Annotated in this window: 18 protein-coding genes; 17 read left to right on the forward strand and 1 reads right to left on the reverse strand. The window is 45.3% G+C overall.

Annotated elements, in window-relative coordinates:
* Positions 1-4 precede the first annotated feature (4 nt).
* The 17 genes from iscU (at position 5) to R7Q11_RS21770 (ending at position 16154) form a co-directional block, all read left to right on the forward strand.
* Complete coding sequence (iscU, locus tag R7Q11_RS21690) at positions 5-388, forward strand: Fe-S cluster assembly scaffold IscU (protein ID WP_005381718.1); 384 nt, start codon at positions 5-7, stop codon at positions 386-388.
* Positions 389-458: 70 nt separating this feature from the next.
* Positions 459-782, forward strand: coding sequence for an iron-sulfur cluster assembly protein IscA (iscA, locus tag R7Q11_RS21695; protein WP_005381717.1), 324 nt, complete (start codon positions 459-461; stop codon positions 780-782).
* Between the two features lie 55 nt (positions 783-837).
* Positions 838-1353 carry a co-chaperone HscB gene (gene hscB / locus R7Q11_RS21700; protein ID WP_042521163.1) on the forward strand — a complete coding sequence of 172 codons (516 nt, stop codon included), beginning with the start codon at positions 838-840 and terminating at the stop codon, positions 1351-1353.
* A gap of 21 nt (positions 1354-1374) precedes the next feature.
* Positions 1375-3228, forward strand: a complete 1854-nt coding sequence (gene hscA, locus R7Q11_RS21705; protein ID WP_017820567.1) for a Fe-S protein assembly chaperone HscA — start codon at positions 1375-1377, stop codon at positions 3226-3228.
* Positions 3229-3241: 13 nt separating this feature from the next.
* Positions 3242-3580 carry an ISC system 2Fe-2S type ferredoxin gene (gene fdx / locus R7Q11_RS21710; RefSeq protein WP_005381713.1) on the forward strand — a complete coding sequence of 113 codons (339 nt, stop codon included), beginning with the start codon at positions 3242-3244 and terminating at the stop codon, positions 3578-3580.
* 44 nt (positions 3581-3624) lie between these two features.
* Positions 3625-3819: a Fe-S cluster assembly protein IscX gene (gene iscX, locus R7Q11_RS21715; RefSeq protein WP_005381711.1), complete on the forward strand. Its 195-nt coding sequence runs from the start codon at positions 3625-3627 to the stop codon at positions 3817-3819.
* Positions 3820-3980: 161 nt separating this feature from the next.
* Entirely contained in the window at positions 3981-5279 is a 1299-nt protein-coding gene (gene pepB / locus R7Q11_RS21720) for an aminopeptidase PepB (RefSeq protein WP_005381709.1), read from the forward strand.
* A gap of 95 nt (positions 5280-5374) precedes the next feature.
* Entirely contained in the window at positions 5375-5800 is a 426-nt protein-coding gene (gene ndk / locus R7Q11_RS21725) for a nucleoside-diphosphate kinase (protein WP_042521171.1), read from the forward strand.
* 373 nt (positions 5801-6173) lie between these two features.
* Positions 6174-7301 carry a bifunctional tRNA (adenosine(37)-C2)-methyltransferase TrmG/ribosomal RNA large subunit methyltransferase RlmN gene (locus R7Q11_RS21730; RefSeq protein WP_017633913.1) on the forward strand — a complete coding sequence of 376 codons (1128 nt, stop codon included), beginning with the start codon at positions 6174-6176 and terminating at the stop codon, positions 7299-7301.
* A gap of 435 nt (positions 7302-7736) precedes the next feature.
* Positions 7737-8687, forward strand: coding sequence for a cytoskeleton protein RodZ (gene rodZ, locus R7Q11_RS21735; RefSeq protein WP_085569931.1), 951 nt, complete (start codon positions 7737-7739; stop codon positions 8685-8687).
* A 6-nt stretch (positions 8688-8693) separates the two neighbouring features.
* Positions 8694-9812, forward strand: a complete 1119-nt coding sequence (ispG, locus tag R7Q11_RS21740; protein ID WP_005381699.1) for a flavodoxin-dependent (E)-4-hydroxy-3-methylbut-2-enyl-diphosphate synthase — start codon at positions 8694-8696, stop codon at positions 9810-9812.
* A gap of 26 nt (positions 9813-9838) precedes the next feature.
* A complete protein-coding gene (gene hisS / locus R7Q11_RS21745) occupies positions 9839-11107 on the forward strand; it encodes a histidine--tRNA ligase (protein WP_005381698.1) in 1269 nt (422 codons plus the stop codon).
* Between the two features lie 126 nt (positions 11108-11233).
* Positions 11234-11848: a YfgM family protein gene (locus tag R7Q11_RS21750; RefSeq protein ID WP_005381697.1), complete on the forward strand. Its 615-nt coding sequence runs from the start codon at positions 11234-11236 to the stop codon at positions 11846-11848.
* A 12-nt stretch (positions 11849-11860) separates the two neighbouring features.
* Positions 11861-13021 (forward strand): outer membrane protein assembly factor BamB, encoded by a 1161-nt coding sequence (gene bamB, locus R7Q11_RS21755; protein WP_005381696.1) that lies wholly within the window; start codon positions 11861-11863, stop codon positions 13019-13021.
* A gap of 167 nt (positions 13022-13188) precedes the next feature.
* Entirely contained in the window at positions 13189-14685 is a 1497-nt protein-coding gene (der, locus tag R7Q11_RS21760; RefSeq protein WP_017820569.1) for a ribosome biogenesis GTPase Der, read from the forward strand.
* 59 nt (positions 14686-14744) lie between these two features.
* Positions 14745-15620 (forward strand): metal-dependent hydrolase, encoded by an 876-nt coding sequence (locus R7Q11_RS21765; RefSeq protein WP_033905865.1) that lies wholly within the window; start codon positions 14745-14747, stop codon positions 15618-15620.
* Positions 15621-15929: 309 nt separating this feature from the next.
* Entirely contained in the window at positions 15930-16154 is a 225-nt protein-coding gene (locus R7Q11_RS21770; protein WP_005381691.1) for a zinc ribbon domain-containing protein, read from the forward strand.
* A 13-nt stretch (positions 16155-16167) separates the two neighbouring features.
* Here R7Q11_RS21770 and xseA read toward each other — a convergent pair whose 3' ends face one another.
* Positions 16168-17499: an exodeoxyribonuclease VII large subunit gene (gene xseA, locus R7Q11_RS21775; RefSeq protein WP_085569930.1), complete on the reverse strand. Its 1332-nt coding sequence runs from the start codon at positions 17497-17499 to the stop codon at positions 16168-16170.
* Positions 17500-17710: the final 211 nt, after the last annotated feature.

The following is a 17710-nucleotide window of genomic DNA, read 5'->3' on the forward strand; positions in this document are numbered from 1 at the left end:
TATCATGGCATACAGCGAAAAAGTAATTGATCACTACGAGAACCCACGTAACGTTGGTTCATTCGATAAAGAAGATCCATCAGTAGGTAGCGGCATGGTTGGCGCTCCTGCGTGTGGTGACGTAATGAAGCTTCAAATCAAAGTGACACCTGAAGGTATCATCGAAGATGCGAAGTTCAAAACATACGGTTGTGGTAGTGCAATCGCATCAAGCTCACTAGTAACTGAGTGGGTAAAAGGTAAGTCAGTTGATGAAGCGGCAGCAATTAAAAACTCTGAGATTGCTGAAGAGCTAGAGCTTCCACCAGTGAAAGTTCACTGTTCTATTCTTGCTGAAGATGCAATCAAAGCAGCGGTTGCTGACTACAAGAAAAAACACCAAGAATAATTATTCCGTAATATAATGGGAGCTTTGACGCTCCCATTCCAATCGAAATTTAGACAGACTAAGGTGCAGTATGGCCATCACAATGACAGAATCAGCGGCAAGTCGCGTAAGAGCATTCCTAGATAACCGAGGCAAAGGTATCGGTTTACGTCTTGGAGTGAAGACGACTGGTTGTTCCGGCATGGCATACGTACTTGAGTTTGTTGATGAGCTCAATGAAGAAGACGAAGTATTTGAACTCTCTGGAGTGAAAATTATCATCGATCAAAAGAGCTTAGTGTACCTAGATGGTACTGAATTGGATTACGTGAAAGAAGGGTTGAATGAAGGTTTTGAATTCAACAACCCTAACGCGAAAAGTGAATGTGGTTGTGGTGAAAGCTTCAACGTCTAATTGATTGTCCTTCTGGGCAAACGAGTCCGGAAGGCTTTACTAGGACCCGAACTTAATGAATCACTTTGAATTATTTGGGCTACCAAGTCAGTTTAAGCTGGATGGTAGCCTTCTTTCTTCTCAGTTCCGAGAACTACAAAAACGCTTCCACCCGGATAACTTTGCAACGGGCTCAGAACGTGACCGTTTGATGGCGGTGCAAAAGGCGGCGCAAATCAACGATGCCTATCAAGTTCTGAAAAATCCTATTTCTCGCGCCGAGTATATCCTCGCAGAGCAAGGTGTTGAGATCCGAGGTGAACAGCAAACGATGCAAGATCCGATGTTCTTAATGGAGCAAATGGAACTGCGCGAAGAACTGGAAGAGATTGCTGACAACTCCGATCCTGAATCGGCGCTTTTTGACTTCGACTCTAAGGTCAGCAAAATGTACAAACAGCATCTGGCAAGCGTCGAGCAAGAGCTTGATGATGGTCTATGGGCTGAAGCCGCAGACCGAGTTCGTAAGCTAAAATTCATTGCCAAACTAAAGAACGAAATTGAGCTAGTCGAAGACAAACTCCTCGGCTAGTAAGCGTGACAAGGACCTATCATGGCACTACTTCAAATCGCAGAACCGGGCCAAAGCTCGGCACCTCATGAGCATAAGTTAGCAGCGGGTATCGACTTAGGTACTACCAACTCTTTGGTTGCTTCTGTACGTAGCGGCGATGCAACTCCACTTGCGGACGAGCAGGGCCGTACTATTTTACCTTCAGTCGTTAATTACGCTGAGGAAACGTTAACGGTCGGCCACGAAGCCAAAGCCAAAGCAGAGTTTGAACCAGAGAACACGATTATCTCTGTAAAACGTTTGATCGGTCGTTCATTAAAGGACATTCAGTCCCGTTACTCTTCACTTCCTTATCGTTTTAAAGAGAGTGAAAACGGCCTGCCAATTCTGCAAACACCTCAAGGTGACAAAAACCCGATTGAAGTATCTGCGGACATCCTAAAAGTATTGGGTAAGCGAGCTGAAGATACGTTAGGTGGTGAGTTAGCAGGTGTCGTTATTACCGTTCCTGCTTACTTTGATGACGCGCAACGTGCAGGTACAAAAGATGCGGCGAAATTAGCTGGTCTTCATGTTCTCCGTCTACTTAATGAACCAACCGCTGCGGCAATTGCTTATGGCCTAGACTCTGGTCAAGAAGGTGTGATTGCGGTTTACGATCTAGGTGGCGGTACTTTTGATATCTCTATCCTACGTTTATCGAAAGGCGTATTTGAAGTATTAGCAACAGGTGGCGATTCTGCATTAGGCGGTGACGACTTCGACCATCTATTTGCCGATTATTTAATGGAGCAAGCGGGTCTAGAAGCGCCGCTTTCTGCAGAAAAGAACCGTACACTGTTGAACATTGCTACTGAAGCTAAGATTGCTTTCTCTGAGCAAGACAGTGTTGACGTTGACGTTTTTGGTTGGAAAGGCACCGTGACTCGCGAGCAGTTCGAAGATCTGATTCGTCCGCTAGTGAAGAAAACCCTGATGTCTTGTCGTCGCGCATTAAAAGATGCGGATGTCGACGCAGATGAAGTACTCGAGGTCGTCATGGTTGGTGGCTCAACACGCACATTGCTTGTACGAGAAATGGTTGGCGAATTCTTTGGCCGTACACCACTGACAAGCATTAACCCAGATGAAGTTGTTGCAATCGGTGCGGGTATTCAAGCTGATATCCTAGCGGGTAACAAACCTGACTCTGAAATGTTGCTTCTTGATGTGATTCCACTGTCGCTCGGTATTGAAACCATGGGTGGTTTGGTCGAGAAGATCATCCCCCGCAACACTACGATTCCCGTTGCGCGTGCGCAAGAATTTACCACATTCAAAGATGGCCAAACGGCGATGAGTGTTCATGTGGTACAAGGTGAACGTGAAATGGTTGATGACTGTCGTTCACTTGCTCGCTTCTCGTTAAAAGGTATTCCTCCGATGGCAGCGGGTGCGGCACATATTCGCGTGACTTACCAAGTTGACGCAGATGGCCTTCTTTCTGTTACGGCAATGGAGAAGAGCACTGGTGTTCAATCAGAGATTCAAGTAAAACCTTCTTACGGCTTAAGTGACAATGAAGTGGCGGATATGTTGCGTGATTCAATGACGCACGCAAAAGAAGACATGCAAGCTCGTGCCTTAGCTGAGCAGCGTGTTGAAGCCGACCGAGTGATAGAAGGTTTGATTGCAGCGATGCAAGCTGATGGTGATGACTTACTATCAGAACAAGAGAAACAAAACTTGATTAAAGCCATCGAAGCCTTGATTGAGCTGCGTAATGGTGATGATGCAGATGCGATAGAGCAGGGCATTAAAGATACCGATAAAGCGAGCCAAGATTTCGCATCACGCCGTATGGATAAATCGATTCGAGCTGCGTTGTCAGGTCAATCAGTAGACGATATATAAGAGATAAGTAGTTATGCCTAAGATTATTGTATTACCACACGACGATTTGTGCCCAGAAGGTGCAGTGTTGGAAGCAAACTCTGGTGACACCGTTCTAGACGTAGCGCTAAAAAACGGTATCGGTATTGAACATGCGTGTGAGAAGTCATGTGCGTGTACTACCTGCCACGTAATCATCCGTGAAGGTTTTGATTCACTCGAAGAAAGTGAAGAACTAGAAGACGACATGCTAGATAAAGCGTGGGGTCTAGAGCCTGAGTCACGCCTAGGGTGTCAGGCGAGAATTGCTGATGAAGACTTGGTGGTAGAAATTCCTAAATACACATTAAACCACGCTTCAGAAGATCACTAAAACTATCTTCCCAATATAGGGAAGAAGCAAAAGGAAGATGAGCAATGAAATGGACAGATTCTCGCGATATCGCGATTGAACTTTGTGACAAGTTTCCAGATGTCGATCCAAAAACAGTGCGTTTTACCGATCTTCATCAATGGATCATGGAGTTAGATGAGTTTGACGATGAGCCAAACCGTTCTAATGAAAAGATTCTAGAAGCCGTTATCATGTGCTGGATGGACGAAGCAGACTAAGTCTGTAAAACACAGCCTAGTTAACAATTCTTACTAAAAAAAGCGGACCTTTAGGTCCGTTTTTTTATCCAATTGACATTTTTGCCCTACATAATGCTAACATCCGTGAGTTATTTAAAAGAAGCAGCGTAGGCAACGCTGCTATAAGACAAGGAGAAACCATGTCTACACAGATGTCTGTATTTTTAAGTCAAGAGTCGGCAGCACCACATTGGGGTGAAAAAGCACTGCTTTCATTCGCTGAAAACGGCGCAACTATTCACTTAGGTGAAGGTCATGATCTCGGCGCAATTCAACGTGCAGCTCGTCAGCTAGATGGCCAAGGAATTCGTTCTATTTTTCTTTCTGGTGATAACTGGGATCTAGAGAGCGTATGGGCTTTCCACCAAGGGTTCCGTAACCCTAAAAAACATGGCTCAGTTGAGTGGGCAGCATTGTCTGATGAAGATCAAGCAGAGCTTCAAGCTCGTATTACTTCGACTGATTTTACCCGCGATATTATCAACAAAACGGCAGAAGAAGTTGCTCCTCGTCAGCTAGCGACAATGGCTGCTGAATTCATCAAATCTGTTGCGCCGAAAGGCACGGTGACAGCTCGTATCGTCAAAGACAAAGACTTGTTGGCAGAAGGTTGGGAAGGTATTTACGCAGTAGGCCGTGGTTCTGAGCGTACTTCTGCGATGCTTCAGTTAGACTACAACCCAACTGGTGACGAAAACGCACCTGTATTCGCATGTCTTGTGGGTAAAGGCATCACCTTTGATTCCGGTGGTTACAGCTTGAAGCCTTCTACCTTCATGAGTGCAATGAAAGCAGATATGGGTGGCTCGGGTACTATAACTGGTGGCCTAGGATTAGCTATCTTGCGCGGTTTAAACAAGCGCGTAAAACTGATCTTGTGTTGTGCTGAGAACATGGTTTCTGGCCGTGCCCTTAAGCTTGGCGACATCATCACTTACAAAAACGGCAAAACCGTTGAGATTATGAATACCGACGCGGAAGGTCGCTTGGTGCTTGCCGACGGTCTTATCTACGCCAGTGAGCAAAAGCCTGAGTTAATTATTGACTGCGCGACGCTAACAGGCGCAGCGAAGAATGCGTTAGGTAACGATTACCATGCGCTAATGAGCTTTGATGATGAGCTATCGCATCAAGCGCTTACGGCGGCAAACCAGGAAAAAGAAGGCTTGTGGCCGCTACCACTTGCTGACTTCCATCGAGAAATGCTGCCATCTAATTTTGCCGATTTATCTAATATCAGCTCTGGTGATTATTCTCCAGGTGCAAGCACTGCAGCTGCATTCTTGTCTTACTTCGTTGAGGACTACAAAAAAGGCTGGTTACATTTCGACTGTGCGGGTACGTATCGTAAAGCCGCTTCTGATAAATGGGCTGCGGGAGCAACGGGTATGGGTGTTCGTACACTTGCTCGTTTCCTCAATGAGCAAGCTGGAAAATAAGATTGATTGCAGCACTCTCTTGTTTGAGTGCTGCTCTTACCCAGTAAGTCACTTTAAAAGCACAACTATTATTACAAGTACAGAAAGGAAATTTTATGGCTCTAGAAAGAACATTTTCAATCATTAAGCCTGATGCTGTAGAGCGAAACCTAATTGGTGAAATCTACAATCGTATTGAAAAGGCTGGCCTACGTATCATCGCTGCCAAAATGGTTCACCTGACAGAAGATCAGGCAAGCGGCTTTTATGCAGAGCATGAAGGTAAAGAGTTTTTCCCTCCTCTAAAAGAGTTCATGACATCTGGTCCTATTATGGTTCAGGTATTGGAAGGTGAAAATGCGATTGCACGTTACCGCGAGCTAATGGGGAAAACCAACCCAGAGGAAGCGGCATGCGGCACTTTGCGTGCTGATTACGCACTCAGCATGCGTCACAATTCAGTTCATGGTTCCGATAGCCCTGAGTCTGCCGCTCGTGAAATTGAGTTTTTCTTCCCTGAATCAGAAGTTTTCTCTCGCTAACTCGTTCATGCATCACTTTTGCGTGATGATCTAGTTCGTAACAACCTCGGATTTGTCCGAGGTTTTTTATTCCGTGTTCTCCATTTCATCGGCGAGTTCATTCGTAAGTACTCGCGAAGACGTTGGCTAATCTGAGCACCTTACAGGGGGGAAAGCTTAGTTACGTGTGTTTGTTCTCACTGCTTTCTCTGCACCACTTCTACGCTTTTGCTGTCGGTTGTCTAATCATTATTCTCACCGCAAGGTCTGTTTAAAATTTAATCGTTTTTATTTTAATGCCTTAGCAAACTCAGGGTCTTACACCCCTTGTTGTAGCTGCATAAAGGCTGTACAATTCGCGCCCTTATTCTTGTTTCAGTCATTGAGAGGCAACATGACCACTGAAAAAATCAATCTACTCGACTTTGATCGCAAAGGCATGCGTCAGTTTTTCGCGGAAGAACTTGGCGAGAAAGCGTTTCGTGCCGATCAGGTTATGAAGTGGATCTACCATTTCGGTGTAGATGACTTCGAAAAAATGACAAACATCAACAAGAAGCTGCGCGAAAAGCTTTTACACAAGTGTGAAATTAAAGCACCAACTGTAGCAGAAGCTCAGCATTCTTCAGACGGCACGATCAAGTGGGCAATGAAGGTTGGTGATCAGGATGTAGAAACGGTTTACATTCCAGAAGATGATCGCGCAACGCTTTGTGTATCTTCTCAAGTAGGTTGTGCATTGGAATGTAAGTTCTGCTCAACAGCACAGCAGGGCTTTAACCGTAACTTGAAAGTTTCAGAGATCATCGGTCAGGTGTGGCGTGCTGCACGTGAAATTGGTCTTGAGAAAGAAACAGGCCGTCGCCCAATTACGAACGTCGTGATGATGGGTATGGGTGAGCCGCTTCTTAATATGAAGAACTTGATTCCAGCACTGGAGTTAATGTTGGATGACCTTGGCTTTGGTTTGTCGAAGCGTCGCGTAACCGTATCAACATCAGGTGTGGTTTCTGGTCTTGATCAGATGACGGGCAAAATCGACGTTGCGTTGGCGATCTCTCTTCATGCGCCAAACGATAAGCTGCGTAGTGAAATCATGCCAATTAACGATCGTTGGGATATTCAAGATTTCCTAGCATCCGTTCGTCGTTACATTGCTTCATCTAATGCAAACCGTGGCAAAGTAACAGTCGAGTACGTGTTGCTTGATCATGTGAACGATGACATGGACCATGCACGCGAGCTGGCTGAATTGATGAAAGACACACCATGTAAGATTAACTTGATTCCGTTTAACCCGTACCCAGGTTCACCTTACAAGAAACCAAGTAACTCACGTATTGATCGCTTCCAAAAAACATTGATGCAATACGAGCACACAGTTACGGTTCGTAAAACGCGCGGTGATGACATTGATGCCGCATGTGGTCAGTTGGTCGGTGATGTAATTGACCGAACTAAACGTACGGCAATGCTGAAAGCGTCACGCGGTGCCGATACCATTGAAGTGAAAGCTGTATAAACGACCGGAATTCAAAAATAGCCAGAGCCATTCGCTCTGGCTATTTTGTTTATTGTTTAGGACATTTTCGCCAAGATTTGGGACTATCACTCTTCAACCTAAGGTTATTTGGGTATAATTTCGAATTCCTTTGTCAAAGTTTGGACAAAAGCTTGAGCTATCTGTTAGTTTGAGTGTAAAGAGTTTTTGTCTTCGTTGCGCATTCGCTTATCATGGTATGTAACACTAACGATGACACCGATAATTCTCAGCACTTTCTCACATACGTTTTGCTGATTTTTGCAAAACGGGTATTCGCACTCAGATCGCTGAGAGTTTCTTAAAATTATTATTTTTGGTTAACGCGTTTAGGCTAGCTATCTTTAAAGAGGCTTAAGAACAATAACGAAAATACATGACCACGTTAGCCACTAAAACAGATTAAATACCGCCATTATGACAGAACACGAAAATACGAATGAAGTGCCACTCTCTATTGAAGCTGGCACATTACTGAAAAACAAACGTGAATCCTTGGGAATGAGCCAAAAGCAAGTTGCCGATCGCCTGAGGCTTCGCATTTCTGTGATTGAAGATATTGAAAATAACCGATTTGAATCTCAACAAGTCGCGACATTTACGCGTGGTTACTTACGCTCTTACGCTAAATTCGTAGGTCTTGATGAGAAGGTGGTTTTGACGGCGTTAGAGCAGACTGCCGATGCTCAGCCTCAAGAGCAAGAAATTGAAATGCAAAGCTTCTCTCGTAAAACAAAAGACGAGAAGCACAATAGCCGTATTATGCTCCTTACTTGGGTTATCGGGCTGGTCATTATTGGCATTTCAGCGGCATGGTGGTGGCAAAACCAACAAGAGAATAGCCTAACTAAGGAAGTAACGGATTCAAGTGTTGAAGCGCCGCAGCCCACTGCTCAAGAATTAGCTGATATCGATTTGATGACGGCTGAAGAGTTAATCGCAAGCACTCCTGAAGAAGTTGCTTCAACTAATGAAGGCATTGCTGAATCGACTGAAGCACCCGTTGAGCAAGGGGCGGATCCTTTGCTGACTGAAACTGAAAATACAACAAGCGTAGATTCTGAAGAACCTGTTGCCGTGATTGAAGCGGCGGAAGAGGAACAGCCTGCGCCAGTAGTACCTGAAGGCATGACACTTCTTACTATGAAGTTTAAAGCGGACTGTTGGATTCAAGTAAAAGACACCAATGGTAAAACGCTGGTAAGTGGTACTCATAAGCCAGGACAAGATGTAGAACTTACCGGAAAAGCGCCATTTAAAGTGATATTAGGCGCACCGGAAGGGGTTACAATGACATTTGCAAGTGAACCTGTCGACCTTTCTGGGTATACTTCAGGCAAAGTAGCTAGATTCACTCTACCGTTATAAAAAATTATGCAACACGAATCTCCAATTATTCGTCGTAAATCGACGCGTATTTATGTGGGTGATGTGCCAATTGGTGATGGTGCGCCAATTGCAGTACAGTCAATGACTAACACTCGCACGACTGACGTAGAAGCGACAGTCGCTCAAATCCGAGCACTAGAAAAAGTCGGCGCAGATATCGTTCGAGTTTCTGTGCCTACGATGGACGCAGCAGAAGCTTTCAAACTGATTAAACAGCAAGTTTCTGTACCATTAGTGGCTGATATTCATTTCGATTATCGTATCGCGCTGAAAGTTGCGGAGTACGGAGTTGACTGTTTACGTATCAACCCAGGTAACATCGGCAATGAAGAGCGCATTCGCGCTGTTGTTGATTGCGCTCGCGATAAAAACATCCCGATCCGTATTGGTGTCAATGGTGGATCTTTGGAAAAAGACCTACAGATGAAATACGGTGAGCCAACGCCAGAAGCCTTGGTTGAATCGGCGATGCGTCACGTAGACCATCTCGATCGTCTTAACTTTGACCAATTTAAAGTTAGCGTGAAAGCTTCAGACGTTTTTCTTGCGGTGGATTCATATCGTCTGCTGGCGAAGAAAATCGATCAGCCTCTTCATTTAGGTATCACAGAGGCGGGTGGTGCTCGAGCTGGCGCTGTTAAGTCATCTGTTGGCTTAGGTATGCTGCTATCTGAAGGGATAGGCGATACGCTGCGTATCTCTTTGGCTGCCGATCCAGTTGAAGAAATCAAAGTCGGTTTCGACATCCTTAAATCTCTGCGCATTCGCTCTCGAGGCATCAACTTTATTGCGTGCCCAAGCTGCTCACGCCAAGAATTCGATGTGATTGGTACGGTGAATGCACTGGAGCAACGTTTAGAAGACATCATCACGCCAATGGATGTGTCTATCATCGGTTGTGTGGTAAACGGCCCTGGTGAAGCAGAAGTTTCTCACTTAGGTCTAGCAGGTAGTAACAAGAAGAGCGCATTCTACGAAGATGGTAAACGCCAGAAAGAGCGCTTTGATAACGATGACCTTGTGAATAAGCTAGAAGCTAAGATCCGTGCGAAAGCAGCTATGATGAATGGCGAAAACCGCATCGAAGTTAAAGTACAAGATTAATCTCAACGAGAATTACGGTAAGTATTGTGGCAAAAACAATTCAAGCAATTCGAGGCATGAACGATTGCCTCCCAACTCAGTCGCCACTGTGGCAAAAATTAGAAAACACAGTGAAAAATGTAATTAGCGCATACGGTTATAACGAAGTGCGCATGCCAATCGTTGAAGAAACAAACCTATTCAGCCGCGCTGTTGGTGAAGAAACAGACGTCGTTTCAAAAGAAATGTACACCTTTGATGACCGTAACGGCGACAGCCTAACACTTCGCCCTGAAGGTACGGCGGGTTGTGTACGTTCATGTATCCAAAACAGCCTGATCAACCGTGATGAACAGCGTCTGTGGTACATGGGACCTATGTTCCGCCATGAACGTCCGCAGAAAGGTCGTTACCGTCAATTCCACCAGTGTGGTGTTGAGGTGTTTGGTCTAAATGGTCCAGATGTTGATGCAGAGCTTATCATGATGACGGCGCGTTTATGGCGTGAGCTAGGTATCAATGAACATGTCCGTCTTGAGCTGAACTCTATCGGTTCTCAAGAAGACCGCGCAGACTACCGTACTGCACTGGTTGCATTCCTTGAGCAACATATTGATGTGCTAGACGAAGATTGTAAGCGTCGCATGCACACGAACCCATTGCGTGTTCTGGATACGAAGAACCCAGACGTTCAAGCTATTTTAGGTGATGCGCCTCGCCTTTCAGATTACTTGGGTGAAGAATCTAAAGCGCACTTCGCAGGTCTATGTGAACTTTTAGACGCCGCAGGTATCAAATACACAGTTAACGAACGTCTAGTTCGTGGTCTGGATTACTACAATCGCACGGTATTTGAGTGGATCACTGAGAGCCTAGGTGCTCAAGGCACTGTATGTGGTGGTGGTCGTTACGATGGCCTTGTAGAGCAATTAGGTGGTAAACCAACACCAGCGGTTGGCTTTGCAATGGGCCTAGAGCGTCTAGTACTGATGCTAGAAACGTTGGAACTGACAGACGTTCGTCGCAGTGTTGACGTGTACGTAGTCACAGCGGGTGAAGGCACCATGATGGCAGGAATGAAGCTAGCAGAACAGCTTCGCGAGTCTGTTCCAGGCGTTCGTGTGATGAATCACTTCGGTGGCGGTAACTTCAAGAAACAGTTTAAACGCGCAGACAAAGTTGGTGCTGTTGTAGCATTAGTTCTGGGTGAAAACGAAGTTGCGGATAATACCGTAGTACTGAAAGACTTGGCTGGTGGTGAGCAAGAGACTTACAACCAAGCAGAAGTTGCAGAAAAGATCGCAGCACTGATTTAAGTCTTTTAGTAATCTAACAAAATTACATCCTAGTTCGTAAGCTAAGGCTCCCAAATGTGGAGCCTTTAAACGAAATAGGAACAATGGCAGCTAAGCTGCCATTTACATGTTTTAAGAGGACAGGAAGTGGAACTTTACGATACTGAAGAACAACAAGTTGAAGCCATTAAAGACTGGTGGAAGGAAAACGGCAAAGCCGTCATCATCGGTGCGGTTGTTGGTTTAGGTGGTCTATTCGGCTGGCGTTACTACCAGGATTCTGTGATTCAGGCGAGTGAAGCAGCTTCTCAAAGCTACACGACAGCAATGAATGCTTTGCAAGACAAAGGCACTGATGCTCAAGCTGACGTGAAAGCTTTCATTGAGTCAAATGAAGTAAAAGAATATTCAGTATTGGCTGCGCTACAACTTGCTAAAGCACAAGTTGAAGCTCAAGACCTTTCTGCTGCATTGGAGCAACTGAAGTGGGCGCAAAGCAACACTCAAGATGCTGCGTTGTTACCATTGATTAGTTACCGCATTGCGCGTATTGAGACGGAAATGGGTAACTTCGACGCTGCAACGGCAGAGCTAAGTAACGTCACTGATACAGCATGGACAGGTCGTATTGCTGAACTTCGTGGCGATATTGCGATTCGCCAAGGTGACAAAGATGCTGCGTACGCTGCGTATACTGAAGCTCAGCAAGCGGCAGATGCAAGCCCGACACTACAAATGAAATTGGACGATCTGGCGAAATAAGGACCGCATTGGATGAAAAGAGTCTTTAAGAAAGCCTTGCTAGGGGCGTTAACAATGGGAGTACTTGCCGGTTGTGCAGGTGAGAAAGACACCATTGTAATGGCGCCACTACCTCAGGTAGACAGTCAGTTTACAACCAGTAGTGAGTGGAGCACATCGGTTGGCGATGGTGTTGGTCATTACTTTTCAAAACTATCCCCTGTATTTGCGAATGATACATTGTTCGTGGCAAGTCGTGATGGCTTAGTAAAAGCGCTGGATCCTGAGAATGGTAAACAACGTTGGCAAACGGACCTAGAAGAAGATGTCATTGCTCGTCTCTCTGGTGGTATCACAGCGGCATACGGAAACCTCTACATTGGCTCTGAGAATGGTGAAGTCATCTCTCTTGACCAAGAAACAGGTGAAATTGTTTGGCGTGTAAAAGTTGGTGGTGAGGTACTGGCGAAGCCAGTTGCAGATTCAGGCCTTATTATCATCAATACTAGCCGAGGCATGTTGATTGCCCTTAATGAGAGTACAGGTGAGCAACGCTGGGCATTGAGTACAGAAGTGCCGAACTTAACTTTACGTGGCGACAGTACTCCGACTGCAATTGGCGGCGGTGTATTTTGGGGAACGGCAAATGGCCGACTCGCAGCTGCTATCGTTGAGCGTGGTCAGTTGATTTGGCAACAGCCTGTTGGTACTCCAAAAGGCGCGACAGAAATTGATCGTTTGGTTGACGTTGATTCATCGCCAATTGTGCTAGGCGGTACTCTTTTCACCATTGGATACAATGGTCAACTTATCGCCATTGACTTGCGTTCAGCGAACCCGATTTGGAAGCGTAATTACTCATCTGCGACAGACATTTCTACAGATGGTAGTCGCATCTTTGTGATAACGGAAAAAGATCATGTTGTTGCCGTTGATTCACGAAGCGGGACTGAGTTGTGGGAAAACAGCTTGCTTGAGCACCGACAACTTACAGCGCCAGTTATTGTTGGCAATTATCTCGTTGTCGGTGACACGCTTGGTTACCTTCACTGGATGGATCGTTCAACGGGCGAATTTGTTGCGCAGCAGTTTGTCGATGATAGTGGCTTGGCAGTTGGCCCGACGTTATTGTCGGATGGTTATGTGATTACAACTCGCAACGGCGATGTAAAGAAACTAACCATTAACGAATAATATCGTGATATAATTCACATTCGGCTCCTGGCTGGTGACAGCTAGGAGCCGTTTTGTTGTTTGAATTTATTAACCCTGACGTGGTTATAGGTAAAAAGCTGGTTTGATTTGGCATCGAGCAAGTCGTTACCTATAACTACAGAAGAAAGATTATTGTAGAGGTTGTTATGGTACCTGTTGTAGCTCTAGTAGGGCGTCCGAACGTAGGTAAATCTACACTATTTAACCGATTGACTCGCACTCGTGACGCGTTGGTTGCGGACTTTCCAGGCCTAACGCGAGACCGTAAATATGGCCAGGCGAGACTTGGTGAAGAGCACGAATTCATTGTGATTGATACTGGTGGTATCGATGGCACAGAAGAAGGCGTGGAAACAAAGATGGCAGAACAGTCATTAGCCGCGATTGATGAGGCTGATGTTGTATTGTTCCTTGTTGACGGTCGTGCTGGTCTGACACCTTCAGATGAAGCAATTGCGGCGCATCTGCGTAAAATTGAAAAGCCAGCGATGCTGGTAGTAAACAAAATCGATGGTATTGATGCCGATGCGGCGTGTGCTGACTTTTGGCAGCTCGGCGTGGATGATATGTACCAGATTGCGGCCGCTCATGGCCGTGGTGTGACCGCTTTGCTTGAGCGTGCTTTATCTCCATTCTTTGATGATCTACTAACAAGTGAATCTGAAGAAGGTGAGATTGAAGACCTGACTGGATTCGAAGACGAAGAGCCTCTTGTTGAAGATTACACTGAAGAAGACGCAGAAGCAGAGTTCAAGCGCCTTCAAGAGCAGCCGATTAAGTTGGCGATCATCGGTCGTCCGAACGTAGGTAAATCGACACTGACTAACCGTATTCTGGGTGAAGAACGTGTAGTTGTATACGATATGCCAGGTACAACGCGCGATTCTATCTACATCCCGATGGAACGTGATGGACGTGAATACGTACTAATTGACACCGCAGGTGTTCGTCGTCGTGGTCGTATCAATGAAACGGTTGAAAAGTTCTCTGTTGTTAAGACGCTGAAAGCGGTAGAAGATGCAAACGTCGTTCTACTGGTGATTGATGCACGTGAAAATATTTCAGACCAAGACCTAAGCTTGCTTGGTTTTGCACTGAATGCTGGCCGCTCAATTGTCATCGCCGTTAACAAGTGGGATGGTCTAGACAGTGACGTGAAAGAAAGCGTGAAGAAAGAACTGGACCGCCGTTTAGGATTCGTCGATTTCGCGCGTATCCACTTTATTTCTGCGCTGCACGGTACTGGCGTTGGTCACTTGTTTGAATCTATTCAAGAAGCATATAACTCGGCGACAACGCGTGTGGGTACGTCAGTACTGACGCGTATCATGAAGATGGCTGTGGATGATCACCAACCGCCAATGGTTCGTGGTCGTCGTATCAAACTCAAATACGCACACGCAGGTGGTTACAACCCACCGATCGTTGTTATCCACGGTAACATGGTTCGTGAATTGCCAGATTCGTATAAACGTTATCTGATGAACTACTTCCGTAAGTCTCTGGAAATTATGGGAACACCGATTCGCATTAACTTCCACAACAGTGATAACCCATACGAGAACCGTACGAATAAGCTTACGCTATCACAAGAGCGTAAACGCAAACGTATGATGTCGATGGTGAAAAACCGCAATAAATAATGAAATTCGAATACCCAAGTTTCTACTTGGGTATTTTTTTATCAAAAGTAATCGTAAAAATGACTATCACAGCAACAAAGACTCGTTTTTGTCATCAAACATGGCAATTAGAAGCACAAATACAGCTCGTTCAATCTACGGAAGAAGTGACTTACGTTATTACAGATGTCACGCCGTTCCATCCCGTTAGTCACATATGGCCGGATCACCCTGCAGATAAAGGAACGTTGAAGGTGAATGGGTCTGAGCATGACGTAGTAGATTGCCAAGTTGGAGCAGTGGAGCAGGAGAGTGGTGCTTTGTATGTGGGTAGTGACATCCCTGTAAAGCGTGATGCTGAAGGTTGGGTGTTTGTCGTCGTGCATGTTTTATCACGTACGGAATCATTTGCAATTAATGACTTGGTAACATTAGCGGTAGATAAAGACTATCAAAATGCTGTGAGTCGAGGCCACACTGCAGGACATTTAGCGTATTTGGCGTTGAATAAAGTACTATCGGAAGACTATTGGCGAAAAGACGCAGACCGCAAAGACCCACATGGTTATTATGACTTTAATAGCTATGCGCAAGTTACTAGTTATGTCACTCCAGACAAGTGCCTCGATACGTACCGTTTAGGCAAAACACTCCGTAAAAGAGGATTAAACAGTGCAGATATGCTGAATGACCTCCAGGCGATTGCAGAAAAAGTGAATGGCCAACTGGTTGAATGGCTTCAAAGAGATGCGATGATCACCATGGAATGCCACGGCGATAGATTAACGGATTCTCGCTATTGGAAGTGCGATTTAGGGGAAGGTCAATTAGCGGTAATCCCTTGTGGTGGAACGCATGCGAGCCATTTAAATGAGTTTGCTTTTATCCAAGTTAAACTCGTTAAGCTCGACGCTCAAACTATCGAAATGCACACCAATGTAAACACTGCTTTCTGAATAAGATCTTTTTATTAAATTCTAATTTTTCGTTTAATTAAATCCCTATAAGGTTTTTTATTCTGCCTTAGATTGGAATGCAGAATATGTAACTTATGCTTTCGGTGTGTGGTTATATAAATATTCTTTTAAGGGGTGATCGCTGATCAAGGAGTAAATATCAGACGATCAGTATAAGATCCTACGTATCAAGTATGGTTATCGCCTCGTGAAACTTGTTAGGGCGGTGATGAAGATCAACATACTTGTTCGTTATTTTGAGTAGCATGCGTTACTCGAAATTGCTTAGTTTAGAGAGAGGAACGGGATATGCAGCAGAACATTTGCCCGACTTGCAATGTCGAACTGGAATGGACAGGACAATACCATTGTGCACAGTGTGAATCGGATTTTAAAAAAGTAGGTTTTTGCCCTGATTGTGAGGCGGAGCTGGAGAAGCTGCAAGCATGCGGTGCTGCGAGTTACTTTTGTAATGTGTGTAATGAACTCAAATCAAAATCACGTGTCCGATTTGAGTTCCAGAAAGTCAGTTAACCAGAGTTTGTATTCAGTTAACGGTAGAACGAACGTCGCCTTCGGCTAACCAGGTAATCAATACATCTCCCGACTTTACATCTGAAGATTGCGTAATTACTTTACCTTGCTCAGTTTGAGTAATTGAGTAACCTCGTTTCAATGTCGCTAGTGGGCTGACGGTGTCCAACTTTTCTGCGGCAATCGCGAGTTGATGGCGCATAGTCAGTAATTTGCGATCCATTGCATCCATGAGCTTTTGCTCAACACGTTCTAGCTTCGACTTCTGCTCGGCAAGGCGTGTTACAGGAGAATTTAATTGCAGCCGATAATGTTGACGCTCGATTCGCTGTTGACGCAAGGCAATAAAACGACTCATCGCTCGCTGTAAGCGCATGTCCAACTCATCTAACTGTTGCGTCTGACGTTGCAAGCGATAGCTTGGGTGCTGTCTCTCTAGACGGTGCACTAATTGAGCAGATTGCTGCTTTTGTTGTGCTAGGTAGTAACGCATCGCGCTCGCTAACTTATGCTGGCGGGTAACTAAAGCTTGATCTTTGTGGCTGTTATCACGGCTTACTAGCTCAGCGGCTGCTGATGGAGTAGGCGCGCGTACGTCGGCGACAAAATCAGCTATTGTCACGTCAACTTCATGTCCAACGGCGCTAATAATAGGAATTTGGCTTGCTGCAATCGTGCGAGCTAATATCTCGTTGTTAAAGCACCATAAGTCTTCTAATGAACCACCACCTCGGCCCACAATTAGCACATCACATTCATCACGGCTGTTAGCGCGACCAATGGCTTGTGCAATTTGAATGGCTGCGTCCTCACCTTGTACCACTGTCGGATAAATCACAACAGGTAGGGAAGGATCACGACGTTTCAATACGTCTAAGATATCGTAAAGCGCGGCACCAGTTTTCGATGTGATGACGCCAACACGTTTAGGGTGCTCAGGCAAAGATTGCTTATTGATTTGCGCGAACAACCCTTCTGCTGCAAGCTTCATTTTCAGCTCTTCAAACTCTTGTTGAAGACGGCCATCACCTTCCGGTTGCATGCTTTCGATGATCAATTGGTAGTCACCGCGAGGCTCATAAAGAGACAGACGAGCTTTTACTAGGACTTGATTACCGTTAGCGGGCTTGAAAGTAACGCGGCGATTGTTACCACGAAACATGGCACATTTAACTTGAGCGCGAGAGTCTTTAAGAGTGAGGTACCAGTGACCAGAGACAGGAGCTGAAAAGTTGGATATCTCTCCGACGAGCCAAACGATCCCCATTTCGTTTTCAAGGAGTAAACGAACTTCTGCGTTGAGACGAGAAACAGTAAAGATGTTTTGATTGGTCTTGGAGAGCACAGCTAATCTCTTAGACGTGAGTATGGAAATTAGCGGCAATATAATACATAGCAAGGGGGTAATTGCAAGAAAAAAATTAAAAAATTTGTGGTCAAGCGATTGCGTTAACCGTATAATCCCTCCGCAATATCTAATCCAAATGTAGCTAGTTGCTAACGCAGGTTACCCTCATTATGCGAAACGATGAGATTGGATTGTTCTTTTTACTCCT

The sequence above is a fragment of the Vibrio sp. 970 genome, assembly GCF_033339075.1.

What these genes read in the sequence shown, in the direction of transcription:
- bamB (WP_005381696.1), top strand. Translation starts at nt 11,861, where the DNA reads ATGAAAAGAGTCTTTAAGAAAGCCTTGCTAGGGGCGTTAACAATGGGA.
- pepB (WP_005381709.1), top strand. Translation starts at nt 3,981, where the DNA reads ATGTCTACACAGATGTCTGTATTTTTAAGTCAAGAGTCGGCAGCACCA.
- hscA (WP_017820567.1), top strand. Translation starts at nt 1,375, where the DNA reads ATGGCACTACTTCAAATCGCAGAACCGGGCCAAAGCTCGGCACCTCAT.
- R7Q11_RS21770 (WP_005381691.1), top strand. Translation starts at nt 15,930, where the DNA reads ATGCAGCAGAACATTTGCCCGACTTGCAATGTCGAACTGGAATGGACA.
- iscA (WP_005381717.1), top strand. Translation starts at nt 459, where the DNA reads ATGGCCATCACAATGACAGAATCAGCGGCAAGTCGCGTAAGAGCATTC.
- rodZ (WP_085569931.1), top strand. Translation starts at nt 7,737, where the DNA reads ATGACAGAACACGAAAATACGAATGAAGTGCCACTCTCTATTGAAGCT.
- der (WP_017820569.1), top strand. Translation starts at nt 13,189, where the DNA reads ATGGTACCTGTTGTAGCTCTAGTAGGGCGTCCGAACGTAGGTAAATCT.
- iscU (WP_005381718.1), top strand. Translation starts at nt 5, where the DNA reads ATGGCATACAGCGAAAAAGTAATTGATCACTACGAGAACCCACGTAAC.
- R7Q11_RS21730 (WP_017633913.1), top strand. Translation starts at nt 6,174, where the DNA reads ATGACCACTGAAAAAATCAATCTACTCGACTTTGATCGCAAAGGCATG.
- R7Q11_RS21765 (WP_033905865.1), top strand. Translation starts at nt 14,745, where the DNA reads ATGACTATCACAGCAACAAAGACTCGTTTTTGTCATCAAACATGGCAA.
- ispG (WP_005381699.1), top strand. Translation starts at nt 8,694, where the DNA reads ATGCAACACGAATCTCCAATTATTCGTCGTAAATCGACGCGTATTTAT.
- fdx (WP_005381713.1), top strand. Translation starts at nt 3,242, where the DNA reads ATGCCTAAGATTATTGTATTACCACACGACGATTTGTGCCCAGAAGGT.
- hscB (WP_042521163.1), top strand. Translation starts at nt 838, where the DNA reads ATGAATCACTTTGAATTATTTGGGCTACCAAGTCAGTTTAAGCTGGAT.
- ndk (WP_042521171.1), top strand. Translation starts at nt 5,375, where the DNA reads ATGGCTCTAGAAAGAACATTTTCAATCATTAAGCCTGATGCTGTAGAG.
- iscX (WP_005381711.1), top strand. Translation starts at nt 3,625, where the DNA reads ATGAAATGGACAGATTCTCGCGATATCGCGATTGAACTTTGTGACAAG.